This is a genomic window from Actinomycetota bacterium (genome assembly GCA_014360655.1).
Classification (GTDB): domain Bacteria; phylum Actinomycetota; class Geothermincolia; order Geothermincolales; family RBG-13-55-18; genus JACIXC01.
In genome coordinates, this window is the sequence record JACIXC010000003.1 from 111,589 (window position 1) to 134,915 (window position 23,327).

Genomic DNA, 23,327 nt, shown 5'->3' on the forward strand with positions numbered 1-23,327 from the left:
TAATAAGTTAGGAAACGGAGGGGGAGAAATGTGTAGCGTGGAACTGAAAGAGAGGGTCTCCACGGGCATACCGCGCCTGGACGAGATGATGGACGGCGGCCCGTTCCGCGGTTCCGTGACCCTCGTCCTCGGAGCCCCCGGAACGGGGAAGACATGCCTGGGGCTGGAGTTCATAGCGCGCGGGGCCCTGGAGTACGGCGAACCGGGGCTCATCGTCACTTTCGAGCACTTCCCGAAGAAGCTGCTGCGTGACGCCCTCTCCCTGGGTTTCGACCTGCAGGAGCTGGAGCGGAAGGGGCTGCTGCGCATACTCTTCACATCTCCCGAGATATTCTTCGAGCAGGCGCAGGCGCCCGGAGGGCTCCTCGACACCATGGTGCAGGAGCTCGGGGCCAGGAGGATCCTGGTGGACTCCATCTCCCACCTGGAACGCATCGCCAGGGACCCGGTGAAGCTGCGCGAGGTGGCCTTCACCTTCACCAACGCCCTGCTGCGGCACGGGCTCACCGCCATGGTCACCCAGGAGGACCCCGAGATAACCGGCGACATGGCCGCGGCGCAGTACGGGATCTCTTACCTCGTGGACGCGGTCATCGTCCTGCGCTACGTGGAGCTCGACTCCTCCATAAGCAGGGCCATCCTGGTCCTCAAGCAGCGGGCCAGCTCGCACGACAAGTCCATACGCGAGTTCCGCGTCACCGAGAAGGGGGTATCCATAGAGAGCCCCTTCAAGGACAGGGAAGGCGTGCTCTCGGGCCTGCCGCGCAAGAAGGAGATAGACGCTTTCATGGAGGTCTTCGGCCCCAAGGGGAAGCCTGCGGGCGAGGGGGAGGTGGGATAGGTGGCGGAAAAGATCCTCATCGTAGACGACGACAGGGAGATGGTGGACCTCATCGAGCTCTTCCTGGAAAACGCCGGGTACGAGACCATCGTCGCCTTCTCCGGGGAAGAGGCGCTGGAGAAGACCTTCCGGGAGAAGCCGGACCTCATCCTCCTGGACATCATGATGCCCAAGATAGACGGGTGGGAGGTCCTGCGGCGCATAAAGAACGACCCCGAGGCGCAGGACACGCCGGTCGCCTTCATCACCGCCCGCACGCAGAACATCGACAAGATGATCGGCCTCTCGGTCATGAAGGCCGCCGGCTACATAACCAAGCCCTTCAGCAAGCAGGAGCTGCTCACCGAGGTGAAACGCATCCTCGACGAGCGAAGCAGAAGCGCGGGCCCCTCCTGAGGCGTTGCGTCGTCAGTAGGCTGAGAGAAAGGGGAGCGGTGACGTCCTACGCATGGTGGAAGACCTTGTCCCTCTTCTTCTGGCTCTACAACGCCTCGGCCACGGCCATGCTCCTGGCCTACTTCTTCGGCATCTGCCGCCTGGCGGAGCAGAGGTTCGGCGGGCGCACATACGCGCCGCTGCTTGCCGTCTTCTTCGTCTTCATGGGCGCCGGCACGCTCTTCTATTCCCTGGGCGACTCGTCCTTCATCGCCCCCTGGTACGCGATATTGCCGGCCCTTGCCGGGCTGGCGCTGCTGGTGGTGGTCTACCGGGTCTATCGCCTGATGCTGGGAAGATGACTTACCTCTCCTCCGCCATGTTCGCCGTCGGCCCCTTCTCGGTGGGGATGATGCTCCTGCTGCTCATGGTGCTGAGCAGGAGGCTGGGGCACGCGCTCGAAACCCCCCCGTATCACCGCCTCTACCTGGCCTCCCTCGCCTTTCTCCTTCTCCCGCTACCCGCCGTCGCGGTCCTGCTGCTGACCGGGGCCTCGGGGCTGCCGGAAGCGGAGCCGCAGGTCAACCTGCTCGTGAAGGTCCTCGCCACCTTCGCGCCCATGGCCGTCGCCATGACCTTCGCGCTGGTGGCCACCGTGAAATACTGGTACTGGGTCTGGGGCGAGCTGATGGGGTTCCGCGGGAAAGGCGGTGAGCGAAGTGAAGGCCGCCGTTAGGGGACGCCTCTTCGCCCTTTCACTCACCGCCGCCGCCCTCTTCGCGCTGTTGGCCCTGGTGGCCGGGGCCGCTTCGTGGCGCGCTGCGTCAACCGCCCTCGCCGCCCTTGCCTTCCTCTGCACGGTGCTCGCCGCCGCGACCTCCGGCATGCAACCACCCGCGGCACCGCGCCCTTCCCTGGAGCGACGCCATGTGCGCCTCCTCGCCATGCTGCCGCACCCCTCCCTGCTCGTGGACGGCGAGGGGCGCATCATCGCCGCCAACCCCCCGGCGGAGGAGCTTCCCGGTACCCTGGGCAGGCAGAGGTCCCCCCTGGCGGGAACCATGCTGGACGAGGCCTTCCTGCCGCCGTTCTTCGCGGGCTGGACGCTGCAGCTGCAAAGGGCCGCGGCGGAGGGAGGGCGCCTCGAGCGCCCCTTCGAGCAGTATCACCTGGAGGACCGCTCCGGGGTGTGCCGCGTCTGGATAAGGAAGGCGGACGAGGCCCAGGGGGAGGGGGAGCGTTTCCTGGTGACCATCCAGGACATCACGGCGGAAGCCGAGGAGAGGGCCTCCCTCATGGAGGCCTCGGAGCGCGAGGCGGGCCTCTTCGAGAGCGTGCCGGTGAAGATAGCCGTGCTGGACCGCAACTTCCGCCTCCTGCGCTGCAACCGTCCCATGCTGGACTGGCTGGGGGATGCGTGCGGGCTCCAGGACTCTTGCCTTCCCGGCCTGCCGGCACTGGACATCATGCCCCAGGAATTCCGGGCCGACTGGAAGCACATCCTGCGCCGCGTCCTGGTGGAGGGCCGCTCCTTCGAGCAGCCGCGCGTGCACCAGGTCGTGGACGGCGAGGACCATTTCCACCGCGTGCGCCTGCACCCCCTGACCGACGATGCGGGCAACATGCGGGAGGCCCTGCTCCTCTTCGAGGACGTCACGGAATACGTGAGGCTGGAGCGCCGCCTCGCCGAGACCACCGACTATCTCAACTTGCTCATCGAGAGCCTCAACGACGGCTTCTACGCCATGGACGCAGAGGGCAGGTTCACCTTCTGCAACCAGGCCTTCCTGGACATGCTGGGCATGAGCTTCCCCGACGAGCTCATGCGCAAGACGCCGCGGGACATCGTCATGCCGGAGGAATACGAGAAGGTCGAGCGCATGCTGGAAAGGCGCCGCCGCGGCGAGAAGGTATTCTTCGAGACCTTCCTGCGCCGCTCGGACGGGAGCCCCCTTCCCGTGCAGATAAGCTCCGCGCCCCTCTTCCGGGGCGGCAGCTTCGTGGGCATCGTGGGGATAGCGCATGACCTGAGCGAGAGGAGGAGGCTGGAGGCGATGGTGGAGCGCACCCACCAGGACCTGGAAAAGGCCTACGAGGAGCTCTCCGTCCTCGACAAGATGAAATCGGACTTCATCGCCATAGCCTCCCACGAGCTGCGCACCCCGCTCTCCATCATCAAGGGTTACGCGGACGCCTTCCAGTACGGCGAGCTGGGCGAGCTCGCCCCGCTCCAGATGGACAAGATCAAGATCATGAACGCCCGCGCCGACCAGATGACCAAGATAATTAACGACCTCCTGGACATCACGCGCATGGAGGAGGGGCGCCTGGTGGGGAAGAAATGGCCCGCCCCCGTAGACGAGCTGGTCGTCAACGCCGTGTCCGAATACAAGAGCCGCGCCGCGGAAAAGGGGCTGGAGCTCGCTTCCGCCGTCGCGGAAGGCCTGCCCCCCGTGAGCGTGGACGTGTGGCGCGTCCACCAGGTGCTCGAAAACCTCATAGGGAACGCCATCAAGTTCACGCCTCCCGGGGGAACCATCGAGGTCTTCGCCCGCCTCGCCGGGGAACCGGACATGGTGGAGATAGAGGTGAGGGACAACGGCCCCGGCATCCCCCCGCGCGAGCAGGAAAGATTGTTTACCATGTTTTACCAGGTGGAGACGGACTCCACCCGCTCCGCCGGCGGCCTGGGGCTGGGCCTCGTCATATCCAAGGGCATCGTGGAAAGCCACGGCGGCCGCATATGGGTGGAGAGCGAGCCGGGCAGGGGGTCCTCCTTCAAGTTCACCCTGCCCGTGCACAAGGAGGAGTGATCCTTGCGTACCATCGCGCGAGGAGATCGCGGCCCGGCAGTAGCCGACATCCAGAAGAGGCTGCACGACCTCGGCTTTTCGCCCCCCGGCTTCGAGGCGGAGCTGCGGGATTCCGTCTTCGGCGCGTACACGGAGCAGGCGGTGAGGGAGTTCCAGGCCGGGCGCGGGCTGCGCGTCGACGGCTGCGTGGACGAGGCCACCTGGCACGAGCTCGTCGAGGCCTCTTTCCGCCTGGGAGACAGGTTCCTCTACCTGCGCGTCCCTCCCTTCCGGGGGGACGACGTGAGGGAGCTCCAGGAGTACCTGAACCGCCTGGGCTTCGACGCGGGCCGCGAGGACGGCATCTTCGGCGCGGATACCGACCGCGCCCTCCGCGCCTTCCAGCACAACATGGGCCTGCCCGTGGACGGCATCGCCGGGTCCTCCACCATATCCTGCCTGCAACGCCTGCGCCACGCCATGAAGGAGGTCAGCGTCGCCGAGGTGCACGAGGCCCTGCGCGATCGCCAGGAAAGGGGGAAGGAGGGTCGCGGCGTGGTCCTCGACGCTGCCGCGGGCCACGCGCAATGCGAGGACATCATGCGCCGCGCGGGCGAGGAGCTGTCGGCCCAGGGGCTTGTCCCCATCATCACCGGGGGCTGCTCCGGCGCCGTCGGTGAGAGCCAGCGCGCCCGCCTGGCCAACGAAAAGGGGGCGGACGTCGTCCTCTCCCTGCGCCCCGGCGATCAGGCGGAGGCGCGCTACTATTACTTCGGCGGCAGGCACTATTCCTCGCGACGCGGAAAGCGGCTCGCGGAGCTGCTCCGCGAGGAGGTGGCGAGGTTGACCGGGGCGGAGGGGGCAGCCCCGGAGGGCAGGAACTATCCCCTCCTGCGCGAAACGCGCATGCCCTGCGTGATCATGGAGTGGCCGCCGGACGAGGAGCCCCCCGCCGTGCTCTGCGACGCCATCGCCCGAGCCGTTCTTGCCTACTTCACCCCCCTGGAGGAGGAAGGCGGCGCCTGAGGCGTCCTGCCGGCATCCGTCATGCCGGCATCACGCGACGTGTCGCGGCTCCACCGGAACTGCGCAGGGAAGCTCGCATGGTGACGGCGCGGAGAAGCGAGGCCGCGGGGGCGGCGGGCGGGTGATGCCGGCGGGCGCCCGTCATGCCGGCGGAGGCTCGATATCCTCGATGACCACCTCCACCTCATCCACCCGGATATCCGTCAATCCCTCCACGTACTCCTTCACCCTGCCCTTCACCTCGCGGGCCATGGCGGGAAGGTTGACCCCGTATTCCACCTTCAGGTAAAGGGTCAGCCGGCAGGACTCTCCCTCGCGCTCGACCCTCACGCCCTTGTGCACGAACTCCCTCTTCATGCGCGAGGTGATGCTCTCCACCGGCTTGCGGTAGGTTGCCGCCACCCCCTCCACCCCCGTCGCCGCCTGGGCAGCAAGGGTGGCTATGGCTTCCGGGGAAACGTCTATGCCTTCGCCGCGGGACTCCTTCATCACAGTTCCTTCACCCCGTGCTTTATCGAGCTGATGGTGACCTTACCGTCGCTTATGTGGAAACGCATGGTCCTCCCGTAGGTGCCGCCGGTGTCCTCCGCCACCAGCGGTATCCCGAGATCCCGCAACGCCCGCTTGGCCGCCTTGATGTTCCTCTCGCCTATCTGCATCCCCAGGGCGGGGCCCGGTACGTTCTTGGGGTTGGTGGCGCCGGGGATGGTGAACATGCATGCTCCCCCGGCCATCTTGGCGCGCATGTCGCGGCGCCTGGACCCGAGTTTTTCCATCTCCTCGACCACGGCCCGAACGGCCGTGTCCGCGTAACGGCCCGGCCCCCCGGGCTTGCTGATGGCCTTGGAGTCGGGCAGCATGATGTGGGCCATGCCTCCTATCTTCCTCCTCTCGTCGTAGATGGCCACGCCCACGCAACTCCCAAGCCCGTAGCTGGCCAGCACGTGTGGGTTGTGTGTGACGTAATACTCGGCCACCCCGACGTTTACCGTTTCCTCTCCCACTAAGCGCTCACTCCAAGCCTTCCCAGTATTATGTCCAGGGACCCGAGATCGGGGAAAAGGATCAGGTGGCCCCGGATCTTGTGCTGCATGATGTCGAACTCCGTCTCGATGACCAGCACGTAATCCTCTGACTGGCTTATCTCCACCAGTATGAAATCGATGATCGCGCCCGCCATGTCCATGGCGAAGCCGGGCACGGACGGCTTGAGCAGGATGCCGGTCATCTGGGAAAGGGCGTTCAGGTAAGACCCTGCCAGGATGCTCCCCGTCTCCTGCAGGGCGGACTGGGCTACCGTGGAGAGGTCGCCTCCCTCCGCACCGGTGACCATGAGTTGTGCGAGCTCCCGCGCGCTCCCTTCCTCGAGGAGAAGGAGCATGCTGCCCGACGCGTCTCCGCTTATGTGCAGGTAGATGCCCACCACGGGCGTCTCCGCTCCCCCCACCAGCTCCGAAACCCTCACCAGGGGAACCAGCGAGGCCCGCGGGACGCTCAGCATCACCTTCTTGTCCACCATGGTGGAAAGGGCCACGGCGGCGTTGCCGGAACCTATGTTGCCCACCTCCCTCAGTGCATCGAGCTGCAGCGGGGTGAGGCCCTTCCTCTCCGCCATGATTCCTCCTTTCCGCGTACGCCGTTCCCGTTCTTCATCAGGATTCTTCATCAGGATATCAGAGTCGGTATGTCGAGTATAAGCGCGACCTCCCCCGTTCCCAGGATGGTGGCTCCGCCGAACCCCTTTATCCCCTTCAGGAACTTGTCCAGGCTGGTGATGACGATCTCCTGCTGTCCCATCAGCTCGTCCACGGCGATGGCCACGCTGCGTGGCGAGACCTCCACCACCACCACCGGGAAGGCCCCCTTCCCGTTCGTCTCCGCCAGGCCCAGGCAGCGGGAGAGGCGCACCAGGGGAAGGGTCTCGTCCCGCAGGAAGATGACCTCCTGGTTGGAGACGTACTTCACGTCGTGCGCCGATATCACCGCCGTCTCGGCCACCATCCCCAGCGGTATGGCGTAGACCTCCCCCTGCACCTTTACCAGCAGGGCCTGGATGATGGCCAGGGTCAGGGGCAGCTTCAGCGCGAAGGTGGTGCCCTCGCCCCTGGTCGTCTGCATGATGAGCATGCCGCCCAGCGACTCCACCTTGTTCCTCACCACGTCCAGGCCCACCCCCCGGCCGGAAACGCCGCTGACCTCCCTGGCGGTGGTAAATCCCGGCGTGGAGAGTAGGCGCAGGGCCTCATCCTCGCCGAACGAGAGGCGCTCCTCCGCCGATACCAGGCCGGCCTCCAGGGCTGCCTCGAAGACCCTGTCCAGGTCCACTCCCTGCCCGTCGTCGGAGACCTCGATGGAGACGTAGTTGCGGTCGCGCCGCGCCGCGAGCCGTATGCTGCCGCGCCTGGGCTTCCCCCTCGCCTCGCGCTCCTCGGGCGGGTCGATGCCGTGGTCCACGGCGTTGCGCAGGAGGTGCATGAGGGGGTCGCTGATCTCGTCCAGGATGGTGCGGTCGAGCTCTATGTCCCTCCCCTCCATGGAGAAATCGACCTCCTTGCCGCGGTTCTTGGCCAGGTCGCGCACCATGCGCGGGAAGCGGTTGAAGATGTGCTCCACGGGCACCATGCGCGTCTTCATCACCTCGTCCTGCAGTTCCGCCGTGAGCCTCGCCGTCTGGGCGAGGGCCTCCTTGAGCTCCGGTATGTTGTAGGACGAGGCGATCTCCTGCAGGCGGGTGCGGTTGATGACCAGCTCGCCGATGAGGTTCATGAGGTTGTCCAGTCGCGAGATGTTGACTCTCACGCTCTGGGTGCGTACGGTCGGCTGTGTCGCGCCGAGCGGCTCGGGGGGCGCCTCCCTCGTCGCCGCCTCTCTGGGGGCGACCGTCTCCGGGGCCTCTTCCCTCTCCGCCTCCCTTTCTCCCTCCGGCGCGAGGGCTTCCACCTGGTAAACCTCTGCTATGCTCAGGAGGGCCCGTCGTATGTCTTCCTCATCCTGTGCCGTGTCCAGGCTTATCTCGAAGGAGCGCTCGAACTTCTCGTCCTCCAGGTCCTCCATGGAAGGCCTCGAGCCGGTGATCCTCCCCATGCGGGACAGTTTCTTGAAGATCATAAAAACGCGCACCGACTTGAGCACGCAGTCCTTGTCCAGGGTCACCCGGAAGCGCATCCTCCTCGCTTCCCTGGCCTTCCCCTCCGCTGCAGCAACGGGCGCCCCGGCCTCCACGGGCTCCACGGGCCCTTCTTCCGCCCTCTCCTCCGCCTCCTTTTTAACCCTGCGCCTCGCCGCCGCCTCGCTCCCCGTGAACGATGGCCTGGCGCCCCCGTATACCTCCCGCAACGCGCTTATCACCGGCTGGGAGTCGATGACCTCCCCGCTTTCCTCGGCTATGGCGTTGACCATGGCCCCCAGCATGTCGAAGCAGCCGAAGAGTAGGTCCACGATCTCCGTGCTCACCTCGATGTCGCCGCTCCGCAGCCCGTCGAGGACGTTCTCCATCTCGTGGGTCAACTCGGTGAGCTGATCGAACCCCATGGTCGCCGACATGCCCTTCAGGGTATGGGCGGAGCGGAATATCTCCGTGAGGACGTCAGGGTTCCCGGGATCCTTCTCCAGGTCGACCATGGACTGGTTCAAGGCTTCCAGGTGTTCCTGGGCCTCGTTTATGAAGAGTTCCTTGTATTGAGATATGTCCATGTCCATGCCGCGAGCACCCCCGGACCGTCACGGCGGCAAGGTCACAGCAGCTCCAGGATCTTGCCCGGTATCTTCTCCAGCGGCATCACCCAGTCCACGCAACCCCTCTCTATCGCCACCTTGGGCATGCCGAAGACCAGGCAGCTGTCCTCGTCCTGGGCTATGGTGCTTCCCTTGCCTTTCTTTATCCTTTCCATACCCTTGGCTCCGTCGGACCCCATCCCGGTCATGATCACCCCTATCGCGTCCTCTCCGAAGGTCTCCGCCGCGGTGATCATGGTGGTGTCGATGCGGGGCGTGGCTCCTCCCCGGTTCATGGACTCCATGAGCTCCACGCGCGCCGGCCCCCCGTCGCCCAGGCCTATGATGAGATCGTTCCCTCCGGGGGCCACCAGCACCGTCCCCGCGCGCACCTCGTCTCCCTCCTCCGCCTCCTTCACCGGCAACGACGAGATACTGTTCAGCCTGCTCGCGAAGGAACGCGTGAAGACCCCGGGCATGTGCTGCACGATGACGATGGCCGCCGGCGTTTCCTTCGGGAACATGGGCATGATCTCGGAGAGCGCCTTGGGCCCCCCGGCGGAAGCCCCGATCACCACCAGCTTCTCCCCCTCGCGCGCCCTCTTGCCCACCTCGAGCTTCCTGCCCGCCTTCCTCTTGCCGTAACCCCTGCGCACGTGGTCCATGGCCTGGAAGGCGGTCTTTATCTTCATGGCGACCTCGTCGCGCACCTCCTTCACCGCCGAGGGATAATGGCTCGGCTTGGCGATGAAGTCCACCGCCCCCAGCTCCAGGGCCTTGAGCGTCGGCGAGGCCCCCTTCTGCACCAAGGCACTGAGCATCACCACCGGGAGGGGATGCTTGCGCATGATGTACTCCAGCGCCGTCAGTCCGTCCATCTCCGGCATGTGGATATCCATGGTGACGACGTCGGGCTCCAGCTCGCGCACCGCGCGGATGGCCTCTATGCCGTTGGAAGCGGTCCCCACCACCTCCATCTCCGGGTCGGCGGTTATCACGTCCCTCAAGAGCTTGCGCACCAGAGCGGAGTCATCGACGATCAGAACCCTTATCTTCTGGGGCAAACGACTCACCTCCTCCCCCTGCGGGGAGAAACGTCTCAGCTCTTGAGCGCCTTCTCTACCGCCTCGATGACCTTCGATGGCTGGAAGGGCTTGATGATGAAGTCTTTCGCGCCTGCCTCAAGTGCCTCGACCACCAGCGGCTGTTGCCCCATGGCGCTGCACATAAGGATCTTGGCGTTGGGGTCTATCTTCATGATCTGCTTGACCGCCTCGATGCCGTCCATCTCGGGCATGACGATGTCCATGGTCACGAGGTCCGGCCTCATCTCCTTATACCGCTCCACGGCCTCCACGCCGTTTTCGGCCTCGCCGATCACCTCAAAACCGTCCTTGGACAGGATGTCCCTGATCATCATGCGCATAAACAGGGCGTCATCGACGATCAGCACGGTCGGCGCCATCCCTTCCTCCTTTCCCTCCTCTCATATCTATATATATCGTATTTTCCCACCGGCTCCCTAAAAGCTGTCGGCACCTTAAAACCCGAGCCCGGCCATTTCCTCCAGGGACAGGACCTTGGTGAGGTCGAGGAGGATTATCAGCCGGTTGTCGTGCTTTATGACGCCCGTCAGAAAGGCGGCCGACACGTCCGCCGCCAGGGTGGGGCTGGGCTCCAGCGCGTCGGCATCCACCCGCAGAACCTCCGAAACGGAGTCCACGATCATCCCCACCTTCACGTCCCCCGCCTCCACGACGATGATGCGGGTATCCCCGCTGCGCTCCTGCGCCTCGATGTTCAGGCGCTTGGCCAGGTCGATGACGGCGATTATCTGCCCGCGCAGGTTTATTATCCCCTCCACGAAATGGGGACTCTTGGGCATGCGGGTGATCTCCTCCATGCGCATTATCTCGCGCACCTGGGTGACCTCCACGGCAAACTCCTCCCGCCCCAGGCTGAAGACCACCAGCTGGAGCTCCTCCGCCGCCCTTGTTTCCTCGACCATGGGCACCGTCCCCCTTCGACGTCACCTTCCTGCAGCGGGTGAGCGGTCCTCACACCAACTATATATCACGCCACCACCCCCCTCAACGCGCGTTCCCCTCACGTCCTGAATTCACGCTGCATGGCGCGCAGGCGGTTGGCGATCTCCTCCAGTTCCTGGGCCGCCGCCGTCACCTCCTGCATGGCCGCGGTCTGCTCCTGGATGGAGGCGGAGACCTCCTGCGTGGAGGCCGCCGACTCCTCCGCGATGCCTGCGATGGAGTTCATGGCCTCCACCACCTTGCCGCTCTTCTCGAAAACCTGCTGCGTCGCCTCGTAGATGGAGGAGACCTGGCTGGCGATGCCCCTCGAGACCTCGTCTATCTCCTCCAGCATGACCCGCGCTTCCCCCACCACCATGTTTCCCTCGTCCGCCACCAGCGTTCCGCCCTCCATGCCCTCGATGGTCCTGTCGATGCCCCTCTGGATCTCCCGCACCAGGTTCGCGATCTGTGAGGCGGCCTTCGCGGATCCCTCCGCCAGGTTGCGCACCTCGCCGGCCACCACCGCGAATCCCCGCCCCTGTTCCCCGGCCCTGGCGGCCTCGATGGCCGCGTTGAGGGCCAGGAGGTTGGTCTGGTCCGCGATGGAGGTGATGACGTCCACGATGAGCCCTATCTGTGTGGAGTGCTCTTCCAGCTCCCTCACCGCCCTCGCCGAGGCGTCCACGGTCTGCTTGATCTGCTGCATCTTGTCCGCCGCGCGGTGGACCGCCAGCACTCCCTTCTGCACCGTGTCCTGCGCCTGGGCGCTGAACCTGCTTGCCTCCTGCGAGCTCTCCGCCACCCGGGAGATCTCGTCCACGATCTCGCTCACGGTGCCCTGGGCCTGCATGATGGCGTTGACCTGTTCCTCGGCCCCGCGCGCCAGCTGGGCCACCGTGTTCGCCGTTTCCTGCGAGGTCATGGTCGTCTCCCGGGAGACGCTGGACATGGTCTCGCTGGCCGTGGTCAGCTGGTCGGCCGTTTCCGCCTGCTCCCTGATCATGGCGCGCATGGAATCAGCCAGTGCGTTCATGGCCTCCGCGAAATTGCGCAGTATGCCCGCGCGCCTCTCGTCGGCGTGCGCGGTGAAGTCCTTCTGGCGCAGCCTTTCCAGGACGATGTTCAGGTTGCGCACGGGTAGCATGTATATGTACAGCACCAGGGTCGCCGCCACACCGAGGACCACGGACACGACGACGAAGCCGAAGAGCAGCCCGACCAGCGCCGGCGACCAGGAGAGCCTGTCGCCGGCGTAGGCGATGCCCACGCTTCCCGCCAGCCCGAGGGGGAAGACGATCGCCGCCGTGATGGTCATGAACCTGACGATGATGGATGCCGTCTTCCTGTTGACCTCTTTTTCCAGGGGCTCCACTTCACGCACCTTTCCTTGCGCCTCTCACACCTTGAAGCCGCCCACGAGCTGGTTGAGCTTCTCCGCCATGGCGGCGAGCTCCGCCGCCGCGGCCGCCATCTCCTGCATGGACGCCGTCTGCTCCTCCACCGTCGCCGAGGCCTCCTCCGAGGACGCGGCGGTCTCGTCGGCGATGCTCGCGATCTCGGTGATGGCCTTGAGGGCCTCCTCGTTCTCCGCCACCTGCCTCTTGGTGATCTCCGCGATCTCGCTGGCGTAGCGCGACGTGGTCTCGATGGATACCGCGATCTCCCTCAGCGCCCTTCCCGCCCTTTCCACGACCTCCGTGCCGCCCCTCACCTGCTCGATCGCCGCGTCGATGCTGCCCCTCATCTTGTTGACTCCCGACTCGATCTCGCGGATGAGGTTGGAGATCTGCTCGGCCGACTTGCGGGAGTTCTCCGCCAGGCTCCTCACCTCCTCGGCGACGACGGCGAAGCCCCGCCCCTGCTCTCCCGCCCTGGCGGCCTCGATGGCCGCGTTGAGGGCCAGGAGGTTGGTCTGGTCGGCCACGCTGGTGATCACGTCCACGATGATGCCGATCTGCATGAACCTCTCCTCCAGGCCTGCGCTGGCCTCCACCACGGACTCCGCGGCCTTGCGGATGACCTCCATGGCCCCCGCCGTTTCCACCGCCGCCTCGGCCCCCTTCTGCGCTATCTCGATGGCCTCGTTGGCCGCCTGGTTGGAAAGCCCCGCCTTCTCCGCCATCTCCTGGATGGAGACGTTCATGACTTCCATGGAATGCGAGGTCTCGAGCACCCTGCGGGCCTGCTCCTCCCCTCCCTTGGCGATGTGGGCGATGGTGCTCGATATATCCTGGCTCGATGCGTTCATCTGCTGGATCACAGCGGAAACCTGCTCGGCGCTGTTGCTCAGCTCGCCCGCTATCCTCCCGATCTCCGCCACCGAGCCGCGCAGGGCCGCTATCATGGTGTTGATGGAATCCGCGAGCTCCCCGAAGGTATGCCGGTCCCGTACCACGATCTTGCGCGTGAGGTCCCCGTCCCCTCCCGCCACCTGCTGTACCTGCCAGGTGATCTCCTTTACCGTCCCCGCAAGCCAGCGGTACACGAACACCGCCGCCGCCGCCCCCAGGACCGCCTCCAGCACCAGCACGACCACGGCGAACGGCAGCGCCCCCTCCAGGATATCGCCCACGGACGCGATCTCTTCCCGCGCCTCTCCCGTCTCCGCCGCCTCGGCCGCCCTGTCCGCGCGCGAGGCTCCCGATGCGAAAACGGCGATCCCCGCGACGCAGAACGCCAGGGACACCGCCATGAAGGCGACGGCGCAGGCCAGCGCCGCCCCGCGCGTGCTCATGCCAAAGCGCGACGTTCCGCTCTTATCGGCGGTCTTTTCCATGCTTTTCCCTCCAAGCTCTCAGGATCGATTCGCGAGCGGCCGCGGCACCGGCCTGCGCCCTCCCGGCCGATACCACGGTCCGCGGTCCCGGAAAAATGCCGCTATGGCCTTTTTCGGCATCGTTCCGTTATAGTTTTATATTCATCCAGCACTTCTTCCTTCCCGTGGGCCGCTCCCGCCGCGTGCCTCCGCGGCCGGGGCCGGTATGCCCGGCGCCCTGCCGCCCTCGACACACCGCTCGCTGCCCTATTGCCGCATATACACCCTTTCCCTTCTCCGGTAGGGCACGAAGCCGCTGTCCTCCGATCTAACTATGGCCTCGCTCTTTCCCAGCACGAGAAAGCCCCCGGGCCTCAGGCACCTGCGGAAGATCTCCAGTATCGCCGCCTGCTTTTCCTTCTCGAAGTAGATCAGCACGTTGCGACAGAGGATGAGGTCGAGCTGGCGCAGGGGCGGGGGCTTCACCAGGTCCAGGAGGAGAAAGCGCACCGGACGCTTCACCTCCTCGCGCACCATGTACCCGCTCGCGAGCGGCAGGAAATGGTCTTCCGCCCTGATGCCCGGGAGCAACCTTATCTCCTCGTAGATGCCCAGCTTTGCCTTCATCAGCGCCTTGTCGTCGAGGTCGGACGCGGTTATGCGGACCGTCCACGGTTCCTCTCTCTTTGTCTTACCAATTTCTTCTAAAAACAGGATGGCTAGGGAGTACGGCTCTTCCCCCGTCGCACAACCGGCGCTCCATGCCCGCAGGCTGTATATGCGCTGCTCCCTCTTGTGCCGCATTATCTCCGGGATGACGTGCGACCTCAGCGCCTCGAACACGTCCTGGTCGCGGAAGAACTCCGTCACGTTGATGGTGAGGTCGTTGATGAGCCTCCTGGCCTCGCCGGGATCCTGCCGCAGGAGCTGGCGGTACTCCAGGTAATCCGAACACCCGGTCGCCCGCATGCGTACCCCTATGCGCCTTTTCAGGTAGTTGGGTTTGTACTGTTTCAGATCGAGTCCGATCTGCTGGTTGAGGTGTCGCAGCAGCAGCTCGAGCCCCTGCTCCTCGCGTTCACTTCCTATCGCTTCTCCCCGGCAACCCGCCATCGTCGTCCTCGCCTCGCGCCGTCCTTGCGCCTGCCCGCGCCTCTTCCCTTCCGCCGCGGGGCAGGTGCGCCGTTGAGCATCCCGTCAAAGGGATTTATCGACTTGCCGCAGGCCCACCTTGATCTGGCGGGCGATCCCTTCGGCGCCCTCCCCCCTTTTTCCGCCCGCCATCCCGCTTCCCCTCGGCTTCCCGCTCCTTGCCGCCATCTCCCCTGCCCTTTCCCGCCCTTCCCGCATCCTTGGTCCCTCCCGCAAGCGCGTACGTGCTCGCTCTTCCTTCCCGCGGCCGCCCCCGAGCCCGCCCGCATACCGGGCCCTTGCCGGCCGCGCCATTCCCTCCCGTCGCGGGACATCCGCCGCGAGGCTGCCGGCCCGGCGCCCAGCCCTCCGGCACGGGCGGCGCGCGTTTGTTCCTGCCCCGGTATCCGGGCTCGCGCCGCGGAAGCCCGCCCACCTGCAACCACTCCTCCCTGCTGGTATACTACATCTCAAGCGTTGGCGGCCCTCGCGCCGCGGGCCCGTCGGCAAGAGAGGTGTTGAGGGATGTCCCCGAAGTACGTGCTCGATCCTTTCGGCGAGAAGTACGCTCACCGGACCTCCAGCATGCTCTCATCGGAGATCCGGGACCTCCTCGAGGTCACGGCCCGCCCCGACATCATCTCGCTCGCCGGGGGCCTCCCCTACACGCAGGCCTTCGATCCCCGGGTGGTGATGCGCCTGGTGAGAAGGGTCATCGAGGAGGACTGCGCCTCCGCGCTGCAATACGGGCCCACGGACGGGTATGCGCCCCTGAAGCACAGCCTCGCGGAGGTGATGCGCGAGGAGGGAACTCCCTGCCTTCCCGAGGACATCATCGTCACCAACGGCGCCCAGCAGGGGTTGGAAATAATTTCCAAGATATTCCTCAACCCCGGCGACCACATCGTGACGGAGGCGCCGAGCTACGTGGGCGCCCTGCAGAGCTTCCTCAGCTACCAGCCCGAGATACACGCCATCCCCATGGACGAGAAGGGCATGGACCTCGGCGGGCTGCGGGAAACCCTGCGCGCGCTGGCGGAAAGGGGAGAGCGGGTGAAGTTCATCTACACCGTGCCTAATTTCCAGAATCCGGCAGGCATCACCATGAGCCGCGAGCGCCGTTACGCGCTCCTCGAGACGGCGGAGGAGTTCGACTGCCTGGTGGTGGAGGACAACCCCTACGGCATGCTGCGCTTCGAGGGCGATCCCGAGCCCACCCTGCGCAGCCTCGACGAGGGAAGGGTGGTATACCTCGGCACGCTCTCCAAGATATTCTCCGCCGGCATGAGGATAGGGTGGGTGGCCGCCCCCCACCCTATCCTGGAAAAGCTTCTGCTGGCCAAGCAGTCGGCCGACCTCTGCACCTCCTCGTTCACCCAGAGGATCGCCCACCTCTACTTCGCGGAGGAGGACTGGCGAGGACAGCTCCGGCAGCTGGTGGAGATATACCGGGAGCGGAGGAACACGCTTCTCTCCGCCCTGGAGGAGTTCCTGGGAGAGCTGTGCAGCTGGACGCGCCCGCAGGGTGGGCTCTTCGTCTGGGCGACCCTTCCCGATTACATCAACACTTCCGAGATGCTCGCCTCCGCCATCGACGCCAAGGTGGCATACGTTCCCGGCAGCGGTTTCTTCCCGTACAAGGGCGGAGAAAACTGCATGCGCCTCAATTTCAGCTACGCGGAGCCGGACGTGCTCTGGGAGGGCGTGAGGCGGCTGGCCAAGGTCGTGAAGAGAGAGGTGGCGCTGGCCGAGTCCCTCGGCCTGCGCAAAAAATCCGCCGATGGCGGCGCCGGCGATGAGGAATAGGGGGTTGAACGCCATGCGTATCGGTATCCTTATGGGGGGCAGGTCCCTGGAGAGAGACATCTCCCTTCGCTCGGGGAGGAGGGTCTCGCATGCCCTGCGGGAGCTGGGGCATGAGGTCATCGAGTACGACGTGGACGAGACCCTCGTCCCGAGCCTGAAGGACGCCGGGCTCGACCTCGTCTACATCTCCCTGCACGGCAAGTTCGGCGAGGACGGCACGGTGCAGGAGTTGTTGGAGATCATGGACATCCCCTACACGGGGCCCGGAGTCTATTCCAGCGCCGTGGGCTTCAACAAGGCGCTGAGCAAGGAGATCTTCCGGCGCCACGGAGTCCCCACCCCGCCTTTCTTTGTGCTCAGCGAAGCGGCTTTCCGGGAAATGGGCTCACTGCACGCCCTTCCCCTCATAGCCACGAAGCTGGGCTTTCCGCTGGTGGTCAAGCCGGTGGCGCAGGGCTCCGCCCTGGGGGTGCGTGTGGTCCACGAGGAGGAAGGGCTGCCGGAGGCCGTGCGCTCGGCGCTTCACTACGACGACCGCGTGCTCCTCGAGCGTTACGTGAGCGGTACCGAGGTGGCCGTGAGCATCCTCGGAAACGAGGAGCTGGAGGTGCTTCCCGTCGTGGAGATCGTTCCCCGCAGCGGCTTCTTCGATTTCGACTCGCGCTACACGCTGGGCGCCACCGACTATTTCTGCCCCGCCAGGCTCGACGGGGAGGTCGCCGGAAGGGTCGTGGACGCGGCCCTGCGCGCCCACCGGGCCCTGGAGTGCCAGAACGTATCGCGTGTGGACATCATCGTGGATGGGGAGGGGGTTCCCCAGGTCCTGGAGTTGAACATAAGCCCCGGCATGACGGAGTCCAGCCTTCTGCCCATGGCCGCGGAGGCCGCGGGCCTGAGCTTCCGCGACCTGGTAGGCAGGCTGGTGCGGCTCGCTCTGGAAAAATATTCCTGAAGCATCCCTGCTGCCCTGGAGCCTCGGTCGCGCCCTCAGGAACCGGGACCCGCCGCCGCTATCCCCATCTCCTCCAGGATGCGCCGCAGGTCTTTCTCTCCCTTGAACTCTATGACGATCTTCCCTTTTCTCTTCCCCTGCAGGACCTTGACCTTCGCTTTCAGGCCGGCCGCGATGATCTCGGCGTACTCCTCCAGCGCCCTCGGCTTTTCCTTTGCCTTCTCCCTGTCGCCTGCTCCCTCCAGGCGCCTGCGGACTATCTCCTCCGTCTGCCTTACCGACAGACCCTCGTCCACTATGCGCTGCAGGAGCACCGACTGGTAAGGATCTCCTTGCAGCGCGAGGAGTGCGCGGGCGTGCCCGGGCGAGATCTCTTCGGCTACTATGGATGCCTGAACCTCAACTGGAAGTTGAAGCAAGCGAAGCGCGTTCGCCACCGCCGACCTGCTTTTGCCCACCTTTTGCGATATCTCCTCTTGCGTAAGGCCGAAGTCCTCCATCAGCTGCCGATAGGCTGTTGCTTCCTCGATGCCGTTGAGGTCGTCCCGGTGGAGGTTCTCCACCAGCGCCACCTCCAGGCATTGTGAGGCCTCGGCCTCCCGTATGACCGCCGGGATGGCCTTTATGCCCGCCATCTGGGCGGCTCTCCACCTGCGCTCTCCCACCAGCAACTCGTAGCCCGTTCCCGAGGGCCGCACGATCACCGGCTGCACCACCCCGTGTTCCTTCAGGGATTCGGCCAGCTCTTCCAGGCTCTCTTCCTTGAACTTCTTCCTGGGTTGCAGGGGGTTGGGGGAAATGCTGTCCACTGGTATCATCTCCTGGCGCGCCTGCTCCGCGGACACGCTGGAGGTGATCAACGCATTCAATCCCTTTCCAAGGCCTCTCTTAGTCATGGGATATCACTTCCTTCGCCAACTCGTGGTACGCCTCCGCACCCCTCGAATGTGGGTCGTACTCGGCTATGGGCTTGCCGTAGCTGGGCGCCTCGCTAAGCCTTACGTTCCTCGGGATGACCGTCTGGAAGGTCTCCCTGGGATACTGCCTGCGAACCTCCTCCATCACCTGGCGGGAGATGTTGGTGCGCGCGTCGTGCATGGTGAGGAGTATCCCCCCGATGCGTAGTTCAGAGTTAAGGTAGACCTTTATCTTTTCGATGGTCCGCAGCAGCAGCACCAACCCCTCGAGCGCGTAATACTCGCACTGTATGGGGATGATGACCTCATCGGCGGCCGCCAAGGCATTAACGGTGAGCAGGCCCAGGGAGGGCGGGCAGTCTATAAGGATGATGTCGTATTCGCCCCTCACCTGCTCAAGGCTCTTTCTCAGTCTGCTTTCCCTGGAAAGCATGGATACCAGCTCTACCTCCGCACCGGCCAGTCGCAAGGATGAGGGCGCTATATCCAGGCCCTTCGTAGAGGTCGGGATGATGATCTCCTTGATGGGCACCTCGTTGACCAGTACGTCGTAGATCTGCTGGCCATCCGTGTAGGGGCCGATCCCGAGGCCGCTGGTGGCGTTGCTCTGGGGGTCCAGGTCGACGACGAGCACCCTTTTCCCCTCGATCGCCAGGTAGGCTCCGAGGTTAATGGCGGTTGTGCTCTTGCCCACCCCGCCTTTCTGGTTTGCTATTGCCATCACCTTCGCGGGGCGTGGGCCCCCGTTCTCAAGCTTCTGCTCATCACCCCACAATTTTCTCACCTCGCGCTTTGCTCATACCCTCACCGCCTGCCTTCTCCTGGAGCCCGACGGCGGCATGCGGCATTCCTGTGCTCCGCCATCGATGTCGCGTTTCGCTCAGGATATCTTCCCGCAGCCCCAGGCCTTGCCATTGTCGCTCTTTCTCAGCAAAACGAGGTACAGGTCCTTCTGCACGATCCTCTGCGTGGACCTCACGGCCTCCATGCGCCAGCCATCAATTCCCGGCACGGCCGATTTCTTCCTGACCGTCTCCATGTCCTTCTTCCCTAGGTAAAGAAGGGCGATACCCCCCTCGGCAAGGAGGGGCCTCGCCATGCGGCACAGGCGTAACGGCTCCATCACCGCCCTCGCAAGCACCAGGTCGAAAGCGTTCTGCATATCCTCAACGCGCCTTGCCTCCTCCAGCCGCCCCGCATAGACCTGCGCCCCTTCCAGCGCGAGCGTTTTGCATATATGCCTGAGAAACGTCACCTTTTTCCTCTGTGCCTCCATCAGCGTCAGGGGGAACGGCCCCCCCATGATGTAGAGCGGAACCCCGGGCATTCCCGCGCCGGCACCGATGTCCAGAACCTCTTGCGAGCCGCCGAGTAACCCCTTTACGGCAAGGGGCGTTATCGCGTCCACGAAGAGCCCCACCAGCTCCTCGGGCCCCAGCTTCCTGCCCACCAGGTTGTATGCCCTGTTCCAGCGCACCAGCTCCCTCAGGTAAAGTGCCGCCTTCTCCTTCTGTTCCTCCCCGAAAGAGAGGCCCATCCTTTTCGCCGCCCTATCAAGCGAGTATGCCAGCACTTCCGCAATCCTGTTGCGTTCTTCCTGCATCAAAGCGCTCCCGGCCGCCATCACCGCCAAGATTTTCGCTCCAGGGCTCCCTTTTGCCCTGCAAACGAACTGCCCGGGCGTGTTTGCGAGATTTTCGCCCGGCCAAAGCCCACGACAATCCCTGTGTATGACAATTTAACCCATGTCAAGCTGTTTTTGCTATATTATATTTTCTATTTATTTCTATTCCGCCCGGCTTTTTCCTTTCATGGCTGAAGGCCCCGGTCCTGCTCCTGCTCTCAACGCCCCGTTGCCCCCATTTCCCATACCCTTTGCCTGCGTGAAGACTGCTTCAAGATCTTTCATTCCTTTCCCTACGAATTAACCTCTAATATGCGGGTTTTCACGGGCTCTCGCGTATCTCCTTGACCTTTTCATGCGCCCGCATGTTCCAGGCGGCGCACGCTTATCGCGCTTGTACGCGCTTATCTGGGGTTTGGTTTTCGAGCTCCGGCGTCGCCGGGTTTTTGCCTGGCTGCCCGTTCACTTGCCATGTCCATACATGTTTCACGTGAAACAGAACATCGGCATTTCCGCCAATTGTGCTTGAACGGGTCATAATGGCAGGGGTCTTAACCTGAAGTAACGCTTTAGCCTTTGCGCGGCTTGGTCGTGTTTCACGTGAAACGTACCGCTGCGGCTCTCCGTCTCCGCCTCACGCGGGCGAGATGATCACCCTTCTCTGGGGCTCTTCTCCCTCGCTCTTGCTCTCGACTCCGGGAATGTCTTTAAGTGCGTCGTGTATTATTTTTCTTTCCCTTGAGCTCATGGGGTCCAGCCTGACGGGCCTTCCTGTGGTAACCGCCTTTTCGGCCATCCTTTCCGCATATTCCCGCAGCTTCTGCCTTCTACGCTCGCGATACCTCTCCACGTCGATGGTTATTCTTCTCTCCTCCCCGCAATTTCTCCGTATTATCACGGTCACCAGGTCCTGCAGGGCCTGCAGCGTCGCCCCGCCCTTCCCGATCAGTATACCGAGCCCGTCTCCCCACACATCCACGTGGATTTCTTCCTCGTCTTCCCAGGACGTCACGCGTGTTCTCAAGTTCATCATGTTGACGATGTCCACCACCACGCTCTTCGGGGTAACAGATCTCTCGATGGCCTCCATGCTTCCTCCCCTTATTACCTCGGCCGCCCGCGCAAGAGCCGCCTTAAAGTCAGCGCTTCTTGTGTGGCGGCGGTCCCTTTGGTTTTTTCTTCTTGGGGGGCGCTTGTCCCCGTGTTGGCTTGGGCGGAGTTCCTCCGCCGGCGCCCTTTCCCCTGGCAGGAGTCGTACCGGCGCCCTTCTTACCGGCCGGCTCCGCTTTTCTTCCCGCCGGTTGCGTCGCCTTTTTTCCCTGCGGGCCCGCGGGCTTTTTCCCGGCAACCGCGGCCTTGCCTTCCCCGGCTTTTGCTTTCATGCCGGGTTTTGCCCCACCCGCCACCGCCTTTTTTCCCGCGGACTCCGCCTTGGCCGCAATGGGCGCCTTCTCTTCTTTTTTAAACCTCTTGTCGTACAACTCCATCCCCAACTGCTGTAATATCTGCAGAATATTGGTGGTCAGCCAGTAAAGCACCACGCCCGCCGGAAGGCTTATCCCTATAAACGCGGTTATCAAGGGCATGATTATGAGCATGTTCTTCTGCCGCGGGTCACTCATCACCTGCTTCTGCGAGTACCAGGTCGACGCCGCCAGCAATATGATGAGCACGAAGGTGGGGTCGGCTGTGCGCGTTGTGTCCGCCAGGTTTCCCAACCACAGGAAGCCTGCGCTTTTCGTTATGGGAAGCGCGGCGTAGGCCGCCGTTGCTCCCTGTCCAAAACCGGGCAGGTTCTTGAATATCGCGAACGTGTTGCCAACGATTATCGCCGGCGGTGTCATGAGGTACTTCCTCAAAACGGTGAACAGGGCGAAGAAAACCGGCATCTGCAGTAAAAGAGGAAGGCAGCCCCCCAGGGGGTTCACCTTGTTCTCCTTGTAGAATTTCATCATCTCCTGGGAGAGCTTTTCCTTGTCGTCCTTGTACTTCTCCTGCAGCTTCCTGATCTCGGGCTGGATCTTCTGCATGGCTATCATAGACCTGGTCTGCCTGATGGTGAGTGGCAGCAACACCATCTTTATAAGGAGGGTCAGAAGGATTATGGCTATGCCGTAGCTTCCGGAAAACTTGTAGAACGCCTGCAGCAGGAAGTTGAGCCCCGCAACAATTCCGTTCCATATATCGCCGAACGCATTCATCGTATCTCTATCCCTCCGGTAGAGGGTCATAGCCTCCGTCGTTCCAGGGGTGGCAGCGGCATATTCTGCGTACTCCCATTGACACTCCCCTTACCGCACCGAATCTCTCGACCGCCTGTATCATGTACTGCGAACACGAGGGGTAAAAGCGGCATCTCGGCGGCGTCCAACTCGATATCAGGGCCCTGTAAGCCTTGATCATTCCCACCACTATCCTTGCGCCTATCGCGCTTTTTTCCTTGTTCTTTGCTTTTCTCACTTTCCCAGCCTTCTTATGTCTTCCTCTATGCTTTTGAAGTCGGCCTCGAGGCATCTCCTTCCCGCTATTATCACTATATCCTCGCTCTCAGGCAAAAAGGAGGCGTTTCTTCTCAGCGCCTCCTTCACCCTTCTCCTTATCCTGTTCCGCTCAACGCTCCTGCCCGCTTTCCTGGAAACGGTTATTCCTATCCTGGTAATCCCTTCCTTTTGGGGAAGCCTGCAGACGACTATTGTTTCCAGTTTTTCCCTGCTTCCGCCCTGCAACACCTTCTTGAACTGGCGGCTCTTCTTCAGGGTTTCCATGCGGTATCAAGCGCTCAGGCGCCTTCTGCCCTTCAGCCTCCTCCTCTTCAGGATGGCCCGGCCGGCGCGCGTGCTCATCCTCCTGCGGAACCCGTGGTTCTTTTTCCTTTTTCTGGTATTTGGCTGATATGTTCTTTTCATCTCCTTACCTCCAAAAAAGCAGGAAAATTATATCTGCGGCCCCTATGGGTGTCAAGGAAACCCACCCCTTCCCCTTCCCTCTCTTTTCTTTCTCCTCTCCCGTCTTGCTCCCCAGGTGGTCCTGTTGTTTTTTTCGTACGTCTTCGCTTTCCCGCCGCTTTCTTTCTCTTAAACACTTCAACCTCGCTCGTCCGTTCGCGCTGCGCCCCCAACCTCGTCCCAGCGATCATCCCGACGCCGCCGCGTCTGGCATACGGCATCATGCCGGAAAGCGCTATGCTTCCCGTTATCGATATGCCCGGGGTGGCCTATAACGTGCATTATTGTGATGGTCGCGCTTGTTGATATTTAAGAGCGATCGCATTGCTGAAAAAGAGGTTGGATCGCGAGGAATTCGCTTTTCAACAGCTGTGCAAAATCCTGTGGAAAACTTTTCGATAGCGCTTTTATGCTGGGCT

26 protein-coding genes are annotated in these 23,327 nt (G+C 63.6%); 8 read left to right on the forward strand and 18 right to left on the reverse strand.

Annotation, left to right across the window (positions count from 1 at the left end):
* Nucleotides 1-28 precede the first annotated feature (28 nt).
* The 6 genes from H5T73_03390 to H5T73_03415 are packed head-to-tail and all read left to right on the forward strand — an operon-like array spanning nucleotide 29 to nucleotide 5,034.
* Nucleotides 29-841, forward strand: coding sequence for an ATPase (locus tag H5T73_03390; GenBank protein ID MBC7246808.1), 813 nt, complete (start codon nucleotides 29-31; stop codon nucleotides 839-841).
* A complete protein-coding gene (locus H5T73_03395) occupies nucleotides 842-1,237 on the forward strand; it encodes a response regulator (GenBank protein MBC7246809.1) in 396 nt (131 codons plus the stop codon).
* Nucleotides 1,238-1,275: 38 nt separating this feature from the next.
* Nucleotides 1,276-1,578: a hypothetical protein gene (locus H5T73_03400; protein MBC7246810.1), complete on the forward strand. Its 303-nt coding sequence runs from the start codon at nucleotides 1,276-1,278 to the stop codon at nucleotides 1,576-1,578.
* Nucleotides 1,575-1,952 carry a hypothetical protein gene (locus tag H5T73_03405; GenBank protein ID MBC7246811.1) on the forward strand — a complete coding sequence of 126 codons (378 nt, stop codon included), beginning with the start codon at nucleotides 1,575-1,577 and terminating at the stop codon, nucleotides 1,950-1,952. Before H5T73_03400 ends, H5T73_03405 begins: the two co-directional genes overlap by 4 nt.
* Entirely contained in the window at nucleotides 1,927-4,029 is a 2,103-nt protein-coding gene (locus tag H5T73_03410; protein ID MBC7246812.1) for a PAS domain-containing protein, read from the forward strand. The genes H5T73_03405 and H5T73_03410 overlap by 26 nt, the downstream gene beginning before the upstream one ends.
* A 3-nt stretch (nucleotides 4,030-4,032) precedes the next feature.
* Complete coding sequence (locus tag H5T73_03415; GenBank protein ID MBC7246813.1) at nucleotides 4,033-5,034, forward strand: peptidoglycan-binding protein; 1,002 nt, start codon at nucleotides 4,033-4,035, stop codon at nucleotides 5,032-5,034.
* A gap of 141 nt (nucleotides 5,035-5,175) precedes the next feature.
* Here the strand turns inward: H5T73_03415 and H5T73_03420 are convergent, their stop codons facing one another.
* From H5T73_03420 to H5T73_03465, 10 genes are all read right to left on the reverse strand, one after another.
* Nucleotides 5,176-5,523 carry an Asp23/Gls24 family envelope stress response protein gene (locus H5T73_03420; protein MBC7246814.1) on the reverse strand — a complete coding sequence of 116 codons (348 nt, stop codon included), beginning with the start codon at nucleotides 5,521-5,523 and terminating at the stop codon, nucleotides 5,176-5,178.
* Entirely contained in the window at nucleotides 5,523-6,038 is a 516-nt protein-coding gene (locus H5T73_03425; GenBank protein ID MBC7246815.1) for a chemotaxis protein CheD, read from the reverse strand. The genes H5T73_03420 and H5T73_03425 overlap by 1 nt, the downstream gene beginning before the upstream one ends.
* Nucleotides 6,038-6,649 carry a chemotaxis protein CheC gene (locus H5T73_03430; protein ID MBC7246816.1) on the reverse strand — a complete coding sequence of 204 codons (612 nt, stop codon included), beginning with the start codon at nucleotides 6,647-6,649 and terminating at the stop codon, nucleotides 6,038-6,040. The genes H5T73_03425 and H5T73_03430 overlap by 1 nt, the downstream gene beginning before the upstream one ends.
* 50 nt (nucleotides 6,650-6,699) lie before the next feature.
* The gene (locus tag H5T73_03435) at nucleotides 6,700-8,733 is read right to left on the reverse strand and encodes a chemotaxis protein CheA (GenBank protein ID MBC7246817.1); all 2,034 of its coding nucleotides are present in this window, start codon (nucleotides 8,731-8,733) and stop codon (nucleotides 6,700-6,702) included.
* 35 nt (nucleotides 8,734-8,768) lie between these two features.
* On the reverse strand, nucleotides 8,769-9,821 hold the full coding sequence (locus tag H5T73_03440) for a chemotaxis response regulator protein-glutamate methylesterase (protein ID MBC7246818.1): 1,053 nt from the start codon (nucleotides 9,819-9,821) through the stop codon (nucleotides 8,769-8,771).
* Between the two features lie 26 nt (nucleotides 9,822-9,847).
* Nucleotides 9,848-10,213, reverse strand: coding sequence for a response regulator (locus tag H5T73_03445; protein MBC7246819.1), 366 nt, complete (start codon nucleotides 10,211-10,213; stop codon nucleotides 9,848-9,850).
* 75 nt (nucleotides 10,214-10,288) lie between these two features.
* Nucleotides 10,289-10,756, reverse strand: coding sequence for a chemotaxis protein CheW (locus H5T73_03450; protein ID MBC7246820.1), 468 nt, complete (start codon nucleotides 10,754-10,756; stop codon nucleotides 10,289-10,291).
* Between the two features lie 98 nt (nucleotides 10,757-10,854).
* On the reverse strand, nucleotides 10,855-12,159 hold the full coding sequence (locus H5T73_03455; protein ID MBC7246821.1) for a methyl-accepting chemotaxis protein: 1,305 nt from the start codon (nucleotides 12,157-12,159) through the stop codon (nucleotides 10,855-10,857).
* Between the two features lie 15 nt (nucleotides 12,160-12,174).
* The gene (locus tag H5T73_03460) at nucleotides 12,175-13,554 is read right to left on the reverse strand and encodes a methyl-accepting chemotaxis protein (protein MBC7246822.1); all 1,380 of its coding nucleotides are present in this window, start codon (nucleotides 13,552-13,554) and stop codon (nucleotides 12,175-12,177) included.
* Nucleotides 13,555-13,800: 246 nt separating this feature from the next.
* On the reverse strand, nucleotides 13,801-14,646 hold the full coding sequence (locus H5T73_03465; protein ID MBC7246823.1) for a protein-glutamate O-methyltransferase CheR: 846 nt from the start codon (nucleotides 14,644-14,646) through the stop codon (nucleotides 13,801-13,803).
* Nucleotides 14,647-15,189: 543 nt separating this feature from the next.
* On the opposite strand from H5T73_03465, the gene H5T73_03470 reads away from it, so the two are divergent.
* The gene (locus H5T73_03470; GenBank protein ID MBC7246824.1) at nucleotides 15,190-16,470 is read left to right on the forward strand and encodes a PLP-dependent aminotransferase family protein; all 1,281 of its coding nucleotides are present in this window, start codon (nucleotides 15,190-15,192) and stop codon (nucleotides 16,468-16,470) included.
* 13 nt (nucleotides 16,471-16,483) lie between these two features.
* Nucleotides 16,484-17,422, forward strand: coding sequence for a D-alanine--D-alanine ligase (locus H5T73_03475; protein ID MBC7246825.1), 939 nt, complete (start codon nucleotides 16,484-16,486; stop codon nucleotides 17,420-17,422).
* Between the two features lie 35 nt (nucleotides 17,423-17,457).
* Here the strand turns inward: H5T73_03475 and H5T73_03480 are convergent, their stop codons facing one another.
* From H5T73_03480 to rpmH, 8 genes are all read right to left on the reverse strand, one after another.
* Nucleotides 17,458-18,318: a ParB/RepB/Spo0J family partition protein gene (locus H5T73_03480; protein ID MBC7246826.1), complete on the reverse strand. Its 861-nt coding sequence runs from the start codon at nucleotides 18,316-18,318 to the stop codon at nucleotides 17,458-17,460.
* Nucleotides 18,311-19,060 carry a ParA family protein gene (locus tag H5T73_03485; GenBank protein MBC7246827.1) on the reverse strand — a complete coding sequence of 250 codons (750 nt, stop codon included), beginning with the start codon at nucleotides 19,058-19,060 and terminating at the stop codon, nucleotides 18,311-18,313. The genes H5T73_03480 and H5T73_03485 overlap by 8 nt, the downstream gene beginning before the upstream one ends.
* A 159-nt stretch (nucleotides 19,061-19,219) precedes the next feature.
* The gene (rsmG, locus tag H5T73_03490) at nucleotides 19,220-19,942 is read right to left on the reverse strand and encodes a 16S rRNA (guanine(527)-N(7))-methyltransferase RsmG (GenBank protein ID MBC7246828.1); all 723 of its coding nucleotides are present in this window, start codon (nucleotides 19,940-19,942) and stop codon (nucleotides 19,220-19,222) included.
* Nucleotides 19,943-20,597: 655 nt separating this feature from the next.
* Nucleotides 20,598-21,053 carry a KH domain-containing protein gene (locus H5T73_03495; protein ID MBC7246829.1) on the reverse strand — a complete coding sequence of 152 codons (456 nt, stop codon included), beginning with the start codon at nucleotides 21,051-21,053 and terminating at the stop codon, nucleotides 20,598-20,600.
* A 49-nt stretch (nucleotides 21,054-21,102) separates the two neighbouring features.
* The gene (gene yidC / locus H5T73_03500) at nucleotides 21,103-22,164 is read right to left on the reverse strand and encodes a membrane protein insertase YidC (GenBank protein ID MBC7246830.1); all 1,062 of its coding nucleotides are present in this window, start codon (nucleotides 22,162-22,164) and stop codon (nucleotides 21,103-21,105) included.
* A gap of 7 nt (nucleotides 22,165-22,171) precedes the next feature.
* The gene (yidD, locus tag H5T73_03505) at nucleotides 22,172-22,477 is read right to left on the reverse strand and encodes a membrane protein insertion efficiency factor YidD (protein MBC7246831.1); all 306 of its coding nucleotides are present in this window, start codon (nucleotides 22,475-22,477) and stop codon (nucleotides 22,172-22,174) included.
* A complete protein-coding gene (gene rnpA / locus H5T73_03510) occupies nucleotides 22,420-22,728 on the reverse strand; it encodes a ribonuclease P protein component (GenBank protein MBC7246832.1) in 309 nt (102 codons plus the stop codon). Before rnpA ends, yidD begins: the two co-directional genes overlap by 58 nt.
* Before the next feature lie 6 nt (nucleotides 22,729-22,734).
* The gene (gene rpmH / locus H5T73_03515; GenBank protein ID MBC7246833.1) at nucleotides 22,735-22,869 is read right to left on the reverse strand and encodes a 50S ribosomal protein L34; all 135 of its coding nucleotides are present in this window, start codon (nucleotides 22,867-22,869) and stop codon (nucleotides 22,735-22,737) included.
* Between the last annotated feature and the right edge of the window lie 458 nt (nucleotides 22,870-23,327).